Source organism: Pseudofrankia saprophytica, from assembly GCF_000235425.2.
In the GTDB taxonomy this organism is placed as follows: domain Bacteria; phylum Actinomycetota; class Actinomycetes; order Frankiales; family Frankiaceae; genus Pseudofrankia; species Pseudofrankia saprophytica.
Map to the genome: position 1 here is coordinate 6962329 of NZ_KI912266.1, position 14278 is coordinate 6976606.

The window sequence follows — 14278 nt, forward strand, 5'->3', positions numbered from 1 at the left end:
AGGATTATCACTCTGAGTAACTATTCAAGGGCAGCAAGTGACCGTGTGTTCCGGCCCTGTGGCCCGGAGCATCCGGGACCTTGGAACGGCCGTCAGAGCAGGTCGGCGAGGGCGCGCAGGTGGGACGGGTCCTTGACGCCGCCGACGAGCAGGGTGGTCACCGGGGAGTCACGCCAGAGCTGGAGGCGCTCGCGGATGCGAGCGGGCGGGCCGACGAGGGCGATGCCGTCGGCGAGGTCGTCGGGCACGGCGGCCGCGGCGGCGGCCCGGTCGCCGGCGAGGAAGAGGCGCTGGACCTCGGCCGCCTCGTCGGCGTAGCCGAGCCGGCCGATCAGGTTGAGGTGGAAGTTCACCGTCCTCGCACCCATCCCGCCGATGTAGAACGCGAGCGTCCACCTGACCACCTCGAGCCCCGCCGCGACGTCGTCGGTGACGGTCACCGTCACCGGGCAGGCGATCTCGAACCCGGGCGGAGCACCCTCGAGCACGTCGGCGTAGGCCTTCGGGCCGCGCTCGGCGTGGTAGAAGATCGGGACCCAGCCGTCGGCGATCTCGGCGGCGAGCGCGACGTTGCGCGGGCCCTCGGCACCGAGGTAGATCGGGACACGGCCGCGCAACGGATGGACGATCATCCTCAGCGGTTTGCCGAGGCCCGTGCCGCCCGGGTAGGGCAGCGGGTAGTGCGGGCCGTCGTTCGTCACCGGCTCCTCGCGGGCCAACGCCTTGCGGATGACCCCGACATACTCGCGGGTGCGGGCGAGCGGTTGGGGGAACGGCTGGCCGTACCAGCCCTCCACCACCTGCGGCCCGGAGACACCGAGGCCCAGGATCACCCGCCCGCCGGAGAGGTGGTCGAGCGTGGCCACGGTCATCGCCGTACAGGCCGGGGTGCGCGCCGAGAGCTGGATCAGGCCGGTGGCCAGCTTGATCCGGCTGGTGTGCGCGCCGTACCAGGCCAGCGGGGTGACGGCATCGGAGCCCCAGGCCTCGGCGGTCCACAGGGAGTCGTAGCCGCAGGCGTCCGCCTCCTTGACCAGCTCCAGCTGGCCGGGCGGCGGGCTCGCTGGCCAGTAGCCGAGGTTGAGGCCCAGCTTCAGGTCCGCGGTCATCGCGTCCTCCTGTCGTCGCGTCCAGCCGGCCGGCCGTGTCCCCTGGCTGACGGGCCATCAGTGCCTCTGGTAACCGGGCCGCCGGAGGCGCGAAGGAAGAGCATTTTCGCGCCTCCTTTGGCCGACTGGAAGCATTGCGGATTTCTAGAACTCGTACTAGTTTTCGGGCGTCCGATCCAGTGAGCCAGGCCACTCGTCCAGCCGGGGCACGCGCGTGACCGCGACGACGCCAGATCCCGGACGACACCGACCCAGCGGCGCCGGGCGACCGGCGGACGGAGGCGACGATGCAGGTCCACGACCGGCTGTTCATCGGGGGCGCGTGGGTGGCGCCCGCCGGGACCGGCACCATCGACGTGGTCTCGCCACACACCGAACAGACCATCGGGCGGGTGCCGGAGGGCACCACCGCCGACCTGGACGCCGCGGTCGCCGCGGCCAGGGACGCCTTCGACAACGGCCCCTGGCCGCGGATGTCGCCCGCCGAGCGGGCGGACGCCATCGGGCGGATCGCGGCGGCGCTGACCGCGAAGGCCGACGAGGTCGCCCGCACGATCAGCACCGAGATGGGCAGCCCGGTGAGCTGGGCGCTGTTCGGGCAGGTGTACTCGACGACGTTCGCGCTGGACTACTTCGCGAACCTGGCGCGGACGTTCGCGTTCACCGACGTGCGCGCGGGGATGCTCGGCCCCGCCCTGGTCCGCCGGCTGCCGATCGGCGTCGTCGGGGCGATCGTGCCGTGGAACGTGCCGCTCTACGTCACCGCGCTCAAGCTGGGCCCGGCGCTCGCGTCCGGCTCGACGATCGTGATCAAGCCGGCGCCGGAGACGCCGCTGTCGGCCTGGCTGCTCGCCGAGGCCGTCGAGGAGGCCGGCCTGCCGCCGGGCGTCGTCAGCATCGTGCCGGCGCACCGCGAGGTCGCCGAGCACCTCGTCCGCCATCCGGGCGTCGACAAGGTCAGCTTCACCGGCTCGACGGCCGCCGGGCGGCGGATCGCGTCGATCTGCGGGGAGCGGCTGGCCCGCTGCACGCTCGAGCTCGGCGGCAAGTCCGCCGCGCTGCTGCTGCCGGACGTCGACATCGAGGCGGCCCTGCCGGCGCTGCTGCCGGCGGCGCTGATGAACAACGGGCAGGCCTGCGTCGCGCAGACCCGGCTGCTCGCGCCCCGGGAGCGGTACGACGAGATCGTCGAGGCGCTCGTGGCCAAGGTCGGGGCGATGAAGGTCGGCGACCCGCTCGACCCCGCGACCGAGGTGGGCCCGCTGATCGCCGCCCGCCAGCGTGAGCGGGTCGAGGGCTACATCGCGGCCGGCCGGGAGGCCGGCGCCAAGGTCGCGCTCGGTGGCGGTCGGCCGGCCGAGCTGGATCGGGGCTTCTACGTCGAGCCGACCGTGTTCACCGAGGTCGACAACGGCATGAGGATCGCCCAGGAGGAGATCTTCGGCCCGGTGCTGTCGGTCATCCCGTACTCGGGGGTCGAGGAGGCGGTGGCGATCGCCAACGACTCCCGCTACGGCCTGTCCGGCTCGGTCTGGACGGCGGACACCGACCGGGGCCTGGAGATCTCGGCCCGGATCCGCACCGGAACGTTCAACGTCAACACGTTCATGCTGGAGAACTCAGCGCCGTTCGGCGGCTTCAAGGAGTCCGGGCTCGGCCGCGAGCTGGGGCCCGAGGGCCTGTCGGCCTACCTGGAGTACCAGTCGGTGAACCTCCCGGCCGGCTGGACCCCGCCGGCACCAGCCGCCGAGGCGGGCGCGGCCGCGGACGCAGCGGGTACGGACGCAGCGAGCAGGGACGGGGCGGGCGCGTGAGCGGCGAGGGGGCCGGCGCGTTAGCCGGCGCCGGCGGGGCCGGCTCCAAGGAGCCGTCCGCCGGCGAGGTTCTGCTGTTCCTGTTCACCCGCAAGGCTGGCGTGTCCGAGGACCAGTTCCGCGACCACTACCTCGGCGTGCACGCCCCGATGAGCGTGGCGCACTCGACGGCCACCGGCCGCTACGTCGTGCGCCTCGTCGAGGGTGGCCACGGGCCGCTGCCGCTGGACGCGGTCACCGAGATCCACACCGAGTCGGTCGACGCGTTCGTCGACCCGGCGAAGGGCTGGGACTCGGCGGAGAACTGGAAGGCCGTGATCGACGACGCGGCGAGCTTCCTCGACGGCTTCCACATGTACCGCGTCAGCCGCGAGATCCTCGTCCCCGCGGAGACGGCCACGCAGCCCCCGGGCGCGGTGGCCGGGGCGGCCGAGGCCGCCGCCGGCGCGGTGGGGGCGCGCGGACGCTCGCCCGGCGTCGTGCTCGCCCGGCTCTTCCTCACCGACGACACGGGCGAGGAGGCGGCCGACGAGCCGGACGGCCCGGACGCCATCCCCGGCGCCGTCCGCTACCGGGTGCTCGACACGCTGAGCCCGGGCGCCCCGCCGCTGCACGCCGTCGATCTCGTGACGCTGCCGGACGCCACAGCGGCCCGTTACCGTCCGAACACTTATCTACTCGGCGAGTACGTGCAGAAATGGCCAAAGGAGGTGCGATGATGATCTTCCATCGCACCTCCGGAGGCCTCCCAGGCGATGAGGAGGTCTGACGGACCATGCGCACCAAGGCAGCGGTGATGTGGGAGCTGAACCAGCCCTGGACCGTCGAGGAGATCGAGCTCGACCCGCCGAAGGCCGGCGAGGTGCTGGTCCGCTGGCACGTCTCCGGCATGTGCCACTCCGACGACCACCTGCGCACCGGCGACATGGGCGCCGGCACGCCGATCGTCGGCGGTCACGAGGGCGCCGGCGTCGTCGAGTCCGTCGGGCCCGGGGTCACGAGCATCGCCCCGGGCGACCACGTGATCTGCACGTTCATGCCGTCGTGCGGCCAGTGCCGCTGGTGCGCGAGCGGCCGCTCGAACCTGTGCGACCTCGGCGCGAACCTGATGATGGGCTACGGCGTGGACGGCACCGCCCGGTTCCACGCCCGCGACCAGGACTGCGCGGCGATCTGCTTCCTCGGGACCTTCAGCGAGTACGCCGTGCTGCACGAGCGCAGCGTCGTCAAGATCGACGATGACATCCCGATGGACGTCGCCGCGCTCGTCTCCTGCGGCGTGCCGACCGGCTACGGCTCCGCGGTCCACACCGCGCGGGTCGTCCCCGGCGAGACGGTCGTCGTGGTGGGCGCCGGCGGGGTCGGGATGAACGCGGTCCAGGGCGCGCGGATCGCCGGCGCCGAGCGGATCATCGCCGTCGACCCGGTCGAGTCCAAGCGGGATGCCGCCAAGATATTCGGCGCCACCCACGCGGCGGCCGACCTGGAGGCGGCGACCGCGCTCGTGCGCGACCTGACTCACGGGGTGATGGCCGACGCCGCGATCATCACCGTCGGCGTCGTCAAGGGCGACCAGCACATCGCGCCGACGATGGCGCTGGTCTCCAAGGGCGGCCGGGTCGTCGTCACCGGCGTGTCGCCGGTCCAGGACAGCGACGTCAAGCTGTCCCTGTTCGACCTGGCGATCTTCCAGAAGGAGCTGCGCGGCACCTTGTTCGGCGCGTGCAACGCCCGCTCGGACCTGCCGACGCTGTTCCGGCTCTACCGCTCCGGCCAGCTCAAGCTCGACGAGCTGATCACCAACCGCTACCCGCTGGAGGAGATCAACACCGGCTACGCGGACATGCTGTCGGGCCGCAACATCCGCGGCGTCATCGTCCACGACGTGAGCTGACGGAGGCGCACGCGATGTCCGACACCGCGCAGGCCCCCGCCGGGGGCACGGGCTACGACCAGCTCGCGGGCGCCACGGGCGTGGGCGCCGGCGACGCGGACGCGTATCCCGAGGCGACGAAGGGCGCGGCGGGCCCGTCTCGCCGGGTCGAACTGGTGGACCTGACCGACCGGACGATCATCGTCACCGGCGTGACCGGTCAGGTCGCCCGCCCGCTCGCGACCGCGCTCGCGCGGAACAACACCGTCTACGGCGCGGCCCGGTTCAAGGACGCGGCGCTGCGCGAGCAGCTGACCGCGGCCGGGGTGCGCTGCGTCCCCGCCGACCTCGTCACCGGTGACCTGTCCGGGCTGCCGGAGCGGGTCGAGTACGTGCTGCACTTCGGCGTCGTCAAGAGCAACCGCTGGAACGTCGACCTGGACGGCAACGTCGGCGGGACGCTGGCGCTGGCCGAACGCTACGCCGGGATCGCGCGGGCGTTCCTGCACTGCAGCTCCGGTGCCGTCTACGCACCCGACCACGAGGGGGTGCTGGCGGAGGACCACCCGTTCGGCGACAGCCACGCCGTGTGGCCGTTCCTGCACACCTACAGCGTCTGCAAAATCGCCGCCGAGAGCGCGGCGAGGTACGCGGCCCGCCGTTTCAGCCTGCCAACGACGATCGCGCGGCTGAACGTCCCCTACGGCTCCGCGGCCGGTGGTTTGCCCGACTACCACCTGCAGATGATGATCGCCGGGATGGCGGTGCCCGTCTATGGCGAGAGCGAGGCGGCCGCGACCCCCACCCGGTACCAGCTGCTGCACGACGACGACACCGCCGCCATGATTCCCGGGCTGCTGGCCGTGGCGGACGTGCCGGCGACGGTGCTCAACTGGGCCGGGCCCGAGACGGTCGCCGTCCAGGAGTGGTGCGCCGAGCTCACGGCGCTCACCGGCGTCCCGGCGACGTTCGAGTACACGAAGGCCACTCTGGGCAGCGTGGTCATGGACCTGGCGACGCTGCACGAGCGGGTCGGCCGGGCGAAGGTCCCATGGCGCGACGGCGTGCGCGCCATGGTCGCCGCCCGCCACCCGCACCTGCTCCGCGCCGACGCCGACGCCACCGCCCAGGCCCAGGCCCAGCCGCGCCCGGCTTCGAGGGAGGAGGACCGCGGGAGACGGCGGCGAGGTCAGCTGACCTGACCAAGCGTCAGGCGCGCGACGTGACGATGTTCGGTGAACATGGTCACATGGCCCGCTTCTGACGCCCCGTCGGGTCGTCGCCTTACGCTTACCAGGTGTCCCCAGCCGACGCCCCTGCCCTCGACAAGACCGCCAAGGCCGCCAGCCGCCAGAGCCGCGGCCGTGGCCGCGCCGCGAGCGCCCGGCTCACGGTCGACGCCGGCGACGGCCCGGTGGCCGACGGCGAGGCGGGCGCGACGCCCATCGCGGACGCCGAGACCGGCGCCAGCTCGGCCGGCGACGCCAGCTCGGGCGACGACGCCAGCTCGGCCGACGCCAGGTCAGCGGCCGCTGCGCCACGGGCGGCGGACGGCCGGGTGCCGGGCCGCCGGGGCCTCGCGACCAGGGCCCGTCTGCTGGACTGCGCCGCCGCGATGCTGGAGACCACCCCGTACCGGGAGCTGACGGTCACCGACGTCGCGCGCGAGGCGGGCACCTCACCCGCGACCTTCTACCAGTACTTCGTCGACATGGAGACGGCGATGCTCGCGCTCGCCGAGCAGGTCGCCGACCAGGGCTCCGAGCTGTCGGACCTCGTCGGCGCCCGGCCGTGGCGGGGCGCGGCCGGCTGGCACGGCGCCGAGTCGCTGGTCGACGGGTTCCTGTCGTTCTGGCAGGCGCACCAGCCGGTGCTGCGGGTCGTCGACCTGCTCACCGAGGAGGGCGACCAGCGGTTCCGCCGCGCCCGGGTGCGCATGCTCAACGCGATCACGAGGTCGCTCGCCGGCGTGGTCGAGGAGGCGCAGACCCGCGCCGGGCGCACCGCCGAGGTCGAGCCGATGGCGATGGCCGGCGCGCTCGTCTCGATGCTCGCGCACGTCGCCGCGCACCAGCCCGGCTTCGAGGCCTGGGACATCCACGTCGCCGACCTGCGCCAGGCGATGATCCGCCTCGTCTTCTGGGGCGTCACCGGCCCGAAGGTCCCCCGGGTGATCTAGCGCCGCCCGTCGGCGTTCGCCGACCAGCCCGCCGCCGCCAGGGCGACCAACCTCCAACGATCCGTATTGCCCGCAGCTTTTCACCCGATTATCCGATTCGCCCGTTTCACGGCCTCTTGGCTCAGTCGGCCGGCCGGCCCACCCGCCGTTCGTCCGGCCGCCCGGGCGTTTCCGGCTCATCGACGATTTCCCGCCTCGGTGCCGGGAGAGCGGGGCGCCCCATGCCCCATACGGTTCGGACTTTCCCGCTTTCCGCCGATCGGGTTCAGGCGGCTTCGATTTCGATACGACGAGGGTGGGTGGCGCGCTGCTTCGCGCAGCGGATGGTCAGGACACCGTCACACAGTGAGGCGCGGACCGAGTCGGGATCGACGTCGCCCGGCAGCGCGATGCGGTGCTCGAACAGACCGGTGCGGCGGGTCTGGCGGCGCAGCTTGCCGGTGCGCTCTCGTTCCTTGATCTCGCCAGTGACGATCAGCTCGTTGTCCTGCAGATCGATGGTGACGTCCCTCCGGGGAACGCCGGGCACATCGATCTCGACGATGAGCTCGTCATCGGTCTCCTCGATGTCGACCGGTGTGATCATGTTGGCCAGGGTGCCGAAGGTGCGGCCCTCCGGAGCCCCGCCCGTGACCACGTCGCCGAGCAGGCTGCCCATCTTCGCCCAGGCGTCCTCGATCTCCCGGAACGGATCCCACCTCGCCAGCATCGGGCGGACGTCGCCGCCACGCGTAGGAAGTGCCATTGCTCCTCCTTGGATTTCGTCATCGAGCAGGTGGATCGCCGGCCCGATGGTGTGACCGGTGTAGGACGAGGGAACGCGCCGCGGACCCACCGACCGGGCTACGCGGCCCGCCGCGCCGTCGGCCGCGGGCCGCGGTCAGGCCTCCGGCCCGCCCGAGGTACCCGCCCGTAATGCCTTGCCTACCCACTGCGTTTCGAGACATGTGCGGTCGGAAATTCGACACGGCTGTAAGGACCCGCCCGTTCCGCGCGGTACCTGGGCGCACTAGCGTGTTTGCCAAACGGCGGGTCGAAACGCGTGGGCCAGATTCGCGCGCCTCGACCCGTGGGCGATGGCCGGGCCGGCGATGGCGCGGTGCTTCGGCGGCGCGATCGTCGCGCGGCCAGGCATCGGCACCGCCGTACCCAGGTGCGGACGAGCAGTGACGAGCAGTAAAGCGGAGGGGGACGGGGTGGTCAGCACCGCGCTTCGGGTGACGACATCGGCTGGGGAGGCGCTGCTTACCGGTCCGGAACCCGCGGTGATCGGCAGGGCTCGGTCCTCGACCGTCGTGATCAGCAACAGTCAGGTGTCGCGCCAGCACGTGCTGCTCACACCGTCGGCGTCCGGCTGGCGGGTCGCCGACAACAGCGCCAACGGGATCTGGCAGGATGGCCGACGCGTCACCGAGCTGGAGCTCCGGCTCGGCGAGGTGGCGAGCATCCGCCTTGGCGGGGTGGACGGCCCGGAGGTCGTGATCACCGCCGTCCCGGCCGCCGGCGCGCCCGCGGCGTCGGCCGCCCCGAGACCGGCGACCCCGCCGGCGCGGGCCCCACGCCCGCCCGCGGCCCAGCCCGGTCCGCCGGCCCAGCCCGGTCCGCCGGCTCAACCCAGTCCCGAGATACCGCCCACCCCACATCTCTTGCCCGCCCTGGCCGGCCAGTCGGTGCCCGGGGGGCGGACCGGCACGATCGACCCCGCGACCACCGCGAACCCGTCGGTGCCGGCCGCGCGCAAGGTGCACCCGATCTCCGGCGGCCGGATCCGGCTCGGCCGGTCCCGCGACAACGACGTGTCGGTTCCGGACCTGCTCGCCTCCCGTCACCACGCCGACCTGTTCCTGCACCCCGGCGGCGGCGCCGAGGTCGTCGACCTCGAGTCGGCGAACGGCACGTTCGTCAACGGCCAGCGCGTGCAGCGCGCCCCCGTCGGGCAGCGCGACGTGATCGCGATCGGCCACCACCTGTACCAGCTCGACGGGGCGACCCTCGTCGAGTACCGCGACTCGGGCGACGTCGCGTTCGAGGCGCAGAGCCTCAACGTCTGGGCTGGCACGAAGCAGCTGATGCACGACATGACGTTCCGGCTGCCGGCCCGCTCGCTGCTCGGCGTCGTCGGCCCGTCGGGCGCCGGCAAGTCGACGCTGCTCAATGCGCTCACCGGTTTCCGCCCGGCCGACGCCGGCACCGTCCGCTACGCGGGCCGCGACCTGTACGACGAGTACGACGAGCTGCGCCGCCGGATCGGCTACGTGCCGCAGGCCGACCCGCTGCACGCCCAGCTGACCGTCCGCCAGGCGCTGGAGTACGGCGCCGAGCTGCGCTTCCCCGCGGACACCACCAAGGACGAGCGGCGCTCGCGCGTCCAGGAGGTGATCGGCGAGCTGGGTCTCACCCAGCACTCCGACACGCCGGTCTCGCGCCTGTCCGGTGGCCAGAAGAAGCGCACCAGCGTCGCGCTGGAGCTGCTGACCCGGCCGTCGCTGCTGTTCCTCGACGAGCCGACCTCGGGCCTCGACCCCGCCAACGACCAGGCGGTGATGGACACGCTGCGGGCGCTGGCCAAGGGCGGCGGCGCGGGTTCCGCCGACGAGCAGGGCCGCACCGTCATCGTCGTCACCCACAGCGTGCTGTTCCTCGACCGCTGCGACTACGTCCTGGTGCTGGCCCCAGGCGGCTACATCTCCTACTTCGGCCCGCCGGAAGGGGCGTTGGGCTACTTCGGCAAGCGGGACTTCAAGGACTTCGTCGACGTCTTCCGCGAGCTGGAGAACACGCCGGGCGAGGAGATGGGCGCCCGGTTCCGCGCCTCCGAGCACTACGTGCCATCGGCCATGGTCGCGCCGTCCGTGCGGACCGCGCCGCCGGCGCTGCCGAGCATCCGCCAGCAGCCGGTGGCCAAGCAGCTGTCGACGCTGACCCGCCGCTACCTGAAGGTCATCCTCGCGGACAGGTCGTACCTGCGCCTGATCGCCGCCTTCCCCGTCTTCCTGGGAATCATCCCGCGGGTGATTCCGGCGCCGGACGGGCTGGGGGTGCTGGCGAACGGCCGGCCGAACGGGGACGCGACGAAGGTACTCGTCGTGCTCATCCTGTGTGCCTGTTTCATGGGCATGGCCAACTCGGTACGCGAGATCGTCAAGGAACGAGACATCTATCGCCGAGAACGCACCATAGGCCTGTCCAGATCGGCCTACCTCGGCTCGAAGATCGTCATCCTGACCGGCATCACGACGCTGCAGTGCATCATCTTCACGCTGATCGGCCTGGTCGGGCGCACGCCAGAAGAGGCGGTGGTGGTCGGTTCGCCGCTGCTGGAGTGCCTCATCGCGATCGTCGCCGCCGCGCTCGTGTCGATGATGATCGGCCTGCTCGTCTCGACGCTGGTCGACAACGCCGACAAGACGATGCCGTTCCTGGTGCTGATCACCATGGCGCAGCTGGTGCTCTCCGGCGGCCTGATCACCGTGTCCGACGGGCTCGGGTTGCAGCAGGTCAGCTGGCTCGCCCCGGCGCGCTGGGCCTTCGCCGCCCTCGCCGCCACCGATGATCTCAACAACGCCGGCAAGCTCGGCGACGAGCGGATCGGCACCGCGCCCCGCGACACGCTCTGGGACCACAACGCGCCCACCTGGGTGCTCGACATCGCCGTGACCCTGGCGATCGGCGTCGTCCTGCTCTACCTGACGTCGGTCATGCTGCGCCGCATCGAACCGAAGGTCGGCCGCCCGGCAGCCGCCGGCGTCGCCGCGAACGCCGTCGCCGCCTACGGCCCCGCCGGCGCGGCGGCACCGGGCGGGCCCGCCGGCTACCCTGCCCCCGCGGGCTACCCGCCGGCCGGCGGCGCCCCGTGGTCACCCCAGCCCGGCGCCCAGCCCCCGCCCGCTCCCGGCTCCTGGGGCTCCCCCGGCCGCTGATCCGAGCTGACGGCCGTCCGTGGCCCGCCGCGTCGCGGCGGGCCACACCCATGTCCGGCCAGGGGGTGTGCGCAGGCGCCTGGTTTGGCACGATCGTGGGGCTGACTGCCTGACCGTCCTTGGCCGCCGGAGGCCGACACCAGGGCCGACCACCTGCCAGCGCGACCAGACCGGCCGCGACCACACCCGCGCGGCCGAACCAGACCGATCCGCCCTCCGCCCACCGCCCGCGCGCCGCCCGCGCGGGGGCGGCGCCGGTGGGTTGGGAGAGGGGGCCGAACCTCATGTCCACCTACCCGCGGTACGTCGAACCCGTCGAGCGCACGACCTGGGACGTCCCGTCCGCCGGGGCGGCCCGGTTCAGCTGGGAGTACGACGAGGGGCGCGAGCGGTTACTCGCCCTCTACCAGAAGGGCAAGGACAAGCAGTGGGACGCCGGCACCCGGATCGACTGGTCGCTCCAGGTGCCGTACGGTCGGCCGCTCGGCCTGCCCAATGAGACGATCGCGATCTACGGCACCCCGGCGTGGGACAAGATGTCGGACGCGAACCGGGACGAACTGCGCCACCACCTGGCTTCCTGGCAGTTCAGCCAGTTCCTGCACGGCGAGCAGGGAGCGATGATCTGCAGCGCCCGGATCGTCGAGTCGGTGCCGGACATGGACGCGAAGTTCTACGCGACGACGCAGACCATCGACGAGTCCCGGCACGTCGAGGTCTACTCCCGGTTCCTGCACGAGAAGCTCAGCCTGATCTATCCGATCAACGAGCACCTGAGGCTGCTGCTCGACCAGACCCTGTCCGACAGCCGCTGGGACATCCCCTACCTCGGCATGCAGGTGCTCATCGAGGGGCTGGCACTGGCCGCGTTCGGCCTGCTGCGCGACATGACGCCGCTCCCGCTGCCCAAACAGATCCTGGCGTACGTCATGCAGGACGAGGCCCGCCACGTCGCGTTCGGCCGGCTCGCGCTGCGTGACTACTACAAGGAGCTCACCGACGCCGAGCGCGCCGAGCGGGAGGAGTTCGCCGCCGAGGGCTGCTTCCTGATGTACGAGCGGCTCAACGGCTCCGAGGTCTGGGAGAACATCGGGCTGGACCTCGCCGAGAGCACCGAGCTGGTCAAGAAGTCGGACTACTACCGGACGTTCCAGACGCTGCTGTTCAGCCGGATCGTGCCCTGCATGAAGGACATCGGCCTCTGGGGCCCGACGATTCGCGACGCCTACGCGAAGCTCGGCGTCCTGGAGATGGCGAACGTCGACCTCGGCGCGCTGATGGCCGCGGACGAGCGCGTCGCCGAGGACGTCGACGACGAGCGCCGGCGTGCGGCCGCGCGCGAGCGGTCCGAGCTCGCCGGCCGCCGCGCCGAGGTCGCCGCCACCATCGCCACCGCGGCGGGCACGGCCTCTCCGGCCGAGGTCGCCGACGCGCTGCCGGCCGTACCCGGGGGCACGGCGCCCTAGCCCACCGGCCGGCCGGGGCGGAACAGGGACGGGAGGATCACCGCCCTGTCGGACCGGGGTACTAACGTCTTCGATGTGCGGATCGCGACGTGGAACATCAACTCGGCCAAGGCCCGGCAGGCACGGCTGATCGAGTGGCTCGACCGCGCCCAGCCCGACGTGGTGTGCCTGCAGGAGACCAAGCTCGACGACCAGTCGTTCGCCGAGGCCTTCGACGAGGACCTGTTCCGCCGGGGCTACCGCTACGCGCATCACGGCGACGGCCGGTGGAACGGGGTGGCGCTGCTGTCCCGGCAGGGCCTCGACGACGTCGAGCGCGGCCTTCCCGGCGACCCGGGCTTCCCCGCGGGCGCGCCCGAGCCGCGGGCCATCGCCGCCACCTGCGGCGGCATCCGGATCTGGTCGCTCTACGTGCCCAATGGCCGCACTCCCGAGGATCCGCACTACGCCTACAAGCTCGAGTGGCTCGCCGCGCTGCGCGGCCTGCTCGCCGAGGTGGCGCCGCGGCAGCCGATCCTGGCCTGCGGCGACTTCAACATCGCCCCCACCGACGCGGACGTCTGGGATCCGGCCGACTTCGTCGGCGCCACCCACGTCACCGCCCCGGAGCGAGCCGCGCTGCACGCGGTGACCGAGGTGGGCCTGGTCGACGTGCTGCGCGCCCGCTGGCCAGACGACGTCGTCTACACCTACTGGGACTACCGGGCGCTGTGCTTCCCGAAGAACATGGGCATGCGCATCGACCTGACACTGGCGAGCGCCGACGTCGCGGGGCGGGTCGCCGCCGTCTGGGTCGACCGGGCGGCCCGCAAGGGCACCGGCACCTCCGACCACGCCCCGGTCGTCGTCGACCTGGACACCGCCCCGGACGGTGACGTCGGCCCCATGGTCCCACCGCCGTCCGCCAGGAGCTCGTCCGGCCGCGGAGGCTCAGCGCAGCGCGGCCGCGCCGCCGCCACGATCCGCCGCACGTCCACTCCGAAGCCGCCGGCGTCGGCCGAGTAACGCGGTGAGGCGGCGGCCAGCGCCGGACGTGCCAGGTGTTGGCTATCCGGTAGCTACCGGATAGCCAACACCCCTGGCACAGGCGGGTCCGCTCGCCCACTCCGCCGTCAGGCGGCGTGCTGGGCGCTCGCGGCCCCGTCGGCCCCGGCCTGCGCCGGCCCGCCCTCGGCCGCGCCGGCGACGGGGAGCTCGGCGGACGACGCGGCCGCGGCGGTCACCGGGATACGGGTGCTGACCGGCCTCGCGGCGGCACCTGGCAGCCGGATCGACAGCACGCCCCTGTCGTAGGTGGCCGAGACCCTGCTCGCCGCCGCGCTCTCCGGCAGTGAGAACTCGCGGCGGAACGAACCGCGCCAGCGCTCGCGGCGGATCCGGCCGCCCTCGCTCGTCTCGGACGAGTCGCCGCGCTCGCCGCGCACGACCAGCCGGCCGCGGTCGATCTCGACCGTCACGTCCTTCTCGACGTCCACCCCCGGCAGCTCGACGTTGACCACCACGTCGTCGCCGTCGGTCACCACGTCCGCCGACGGCATCACGTCGCCGAACCTCGCCGAACGGGCGGGCGCCGCCCCGTCACCCGACGCCGGCCGGGCCAGCGCCGCGGTCGCGCGCGGCGCCCGCGCGCGGTCCCACGGGCCGAACGAGGCACGGACGACGCCCTCGAACTCACGGTCGAGCCGCCCCAGCACGGCGAACGGGTCCCACAGGTAGGCACTCATCAAGATCGCCCCTTTCCGGTGCCCGGCGATCCCGGGCTCATGCTTGTTGAGTCTACCCGACTCATCCTTCCGAACGAACCTCGAGTCATGACGATTCCGCGCCCTCGGCAGGTTCGCGGGTCGACGTCGCGACCACTCCCGGCCGCGATCGGCGTCGGCGACCGCAGCCGTCAGCCGCCGTCCGACCACTGGG

Annotated in this window: 11 protein-coding genes; 8 read left to right on the forward strand and 3 right to left on the reverse strand. The window is 72.7% G+C overall.

Features of this window, described 5'->3' with window-relative positions:
• Nucleotides 1–92 precede the first annotated feature (92 nt).
• Nucleotides 93–1109, reverse strand: a complete 1017-nt coding sequence (locus tag FRCN3DRAFT_RS0229350; protein WP_007515114.1) for an LLM class F420-dependent oxidoreductase — start codon at nt 1107–1109, stop codon at nt 93–95.
• 287 nt (nt 1110–1396) lie between these two features.
• On the opposite strand from FRCN3DRAFT_RS0229350, the gene FRCN3DRAFT_RS0229355 reads away from it, so the two are divergent.
• The 5 genes from FRCN3DRAFT_RS0229355 to FRCN3DRAFT_RS0229375 all read left to right on the forward strand — a co-directional run bounded on the left by FRCN3DRAFT_RS0229355 (nt 1397) and on the right by FRCN3DRAFT_RS0229375 (nt 6975).
• Entirely contained in the window at nt 1397–2923 is a 1527-nt protein-coding gene (locus FRCN3DRAFT_RS0229355; RefSeq protein WP_007515113.1) for an aldehyde dehydrogenase, read from the forward strand.
• A complete protein-coding gene (locus tag FRCN3DRAFT_RS0229360) occupies nt 2920–3642 on the forward strand; it encodes an EthD domain-containing protein (protein WP_007515112.1) in 723 nt (240 codons plus the stop codon). The genes FRCN3DRAFT_RS0229355 and FRCN3DRAFT_RS0229360 overlap by 4 nt, the downstream gene beginning before the upstream one ends.
• Nucleotides 3643–3698: 56 nt before the next feature.
• Complete coding sequence (locus FRCN3DRAFT_RS0229365) at nt 3699–4817, forward strand: NDMA-dependent alcohol dehydrogenase (protein WP_007515111.1); 1119 nt, start codon at nt 3699–3701, stop codon at nt 4815–4817.
• A 14-nt stretch (nt 4818–4831) separates the two neighbouring features.
• Nucleotides 4832–5998: an NAD-dependent epimerase/dehydratase family protein gene (locus tag FRCN3DRAFT_RS46900; RefSeq protein WP_007515110.1), complete on the forward strand. Its 1167-nt coding sequence runs from the start codon at nt 4832–4834 to the stop codon at nt 5996–5998.
• A 95-nt stretch (nt 5999–6093) separates the two neighbouring features.
• Nucleotides 6094–6975 (forward strand): TetR/AcrR family transcriptional regulator, encoded by an 882-nt coding sequence (locus tag FRCN3DRAFT_RS0229375; RefSeq protein ID WP_007515109.1) that lies wholly within the window; start codon nt 6094–6096, stop codon nt 6973–6975.
• Nucleotides 6976–7240: 265 nt separating this feature from the next.
• On the opposite strand, the gene FRCN3DRAFT_RS0229380 is transcribed toward FRCN3DRAFT_RS0229375, so the two are convergent.
• On the reverse strand, nt 7241–7720 hold the full coding sequence (locus FRCN3DRAFT_RS0229380) for an Hsp20/alpha crystallin family protein (RefSeq protein WP_007515108.1): 480 nt from the start codon (nt 7718–7720) through the stop codon (nt 7241–7243).
• Between the two features lie 451 nt (nt 7721–8171).
• Here FRCN3DRAFT_RS0229380 and FRCN3DRAFT_RS0229385 point away from each other — a divergent pair, with 451 nt between their 5' ends.
• From FRCN3DRAFT_RS0229385 to FRCN3DRAFT_RS46905, 3 genes are all read left to right on the forward strand, one after another.
• Nucleotides 8172–10895: an ATP-binding cassette domain-containing protein gene (locus tag FRCN3DRAFT_RS0229385; RefSeq protein ID WP_007515107.1), complete on the forward strand. Its 2724-nt coding sequence runs from the start codon at nt 8172–8174 to the stop codon at nt 10893–10895.
• A 284-nt stretch (nt 10896–11179) separates the two neighbouring features.
• Complete coding sequence (locus FRCN3DRAFT_RS0229390) at nt 11180–12361, forward strand: ferritin-like domain-containing protein (RefSeq protein ID WP_007515105.1); 1182 nt, start codon at nt 11180–11182, stop codon at nt 12359–12361.
• Nucleotides 12362–12436: 75 nt separating this feature from the next.
• A complete protein-coding gene (locus FRCN3DRAFT_RS46905) occupies nt 12437–13366 on the forward strand; it encodes an exodeoxyribonuclease III (RefSeq protein ID WP_007515103.1) in 930 nt (309 codons plus the stop codon).
• 107 nt (nt 13367–13473) lie between these two features.
• Here the strand turns inward: FRCN3DRAFT_RS46905 and FRCN3DRAFT_RS0229400 are convergent, their stop codons facing one another.
• The gene (locus FRCN3DRAFT_RS0229400; protein WP_007515101.1) at nt 13474–14085 is read right to left on the reverse strand and encodes an Hsp20/alpha crystallin family protein; all 612 of its coding nucleotides are present in this window, start codon (nt 14083–14085) and stop codon (nt 13474–13476) included.
• Nucleotides 14086–14278: the final 193 nt, after the last annotated feature.

Coding starts and splice junctions, on each gene's coding strand:
- FRCN3DRAFT_RS0229350 (WP_007515114.1), bottom strand. CDS start 1,109: ATGACCGCGGACCTGAAGCTGGGCCTCAACCTCGGCTACTGGCCAGCG.
- FRCN3DRAFT_RS0229355 (WP_007515113.1), top strand. CDS start 1,397: ATGCAGGTCCACGACCGGCTGTTCATCGGGGGCGCGTGGGTGGCGCCC.
- FRCN3DRAFT_RS0229365 (WP_007515111.1), top strand. CDS start 3,699: ATGCGCACCAAGGCAGCGGTGATGTGGGAGCTGAACCAGCCCTGGACC.
- FRCN3DRAFT_RS46900 (WP_007515110.1), top strand. CDS start 4,832: ATGTCCGACACCGCGCAGGCCCCCGCCGGGGGCACGGGCTACGACCAG.
- FRCN3DRAFT_RS0229380 (WP_007515108.1), bottom strand. CDS start 7,720: ATGGCACTTCCTACGCGTGGCGGCGACGTCCGCCCGATGCTGGCGAGG.
- FRCN3DRAFT_RS0229390 (WP_007515105.1), top strand. CDS start 11,180: ATGTCCACCTACCCGCGGTACGTCGAACCCGTCGAGCGCACGACCTGG.
- FRCN3DRAFT_RS0229400 (WP_007515101.1), bottom strand. CDS start 14,085: ATGAGTGCCTACCTGTGGGACCCGTTCGCCGTGCTGGGGCGGCTCGAC.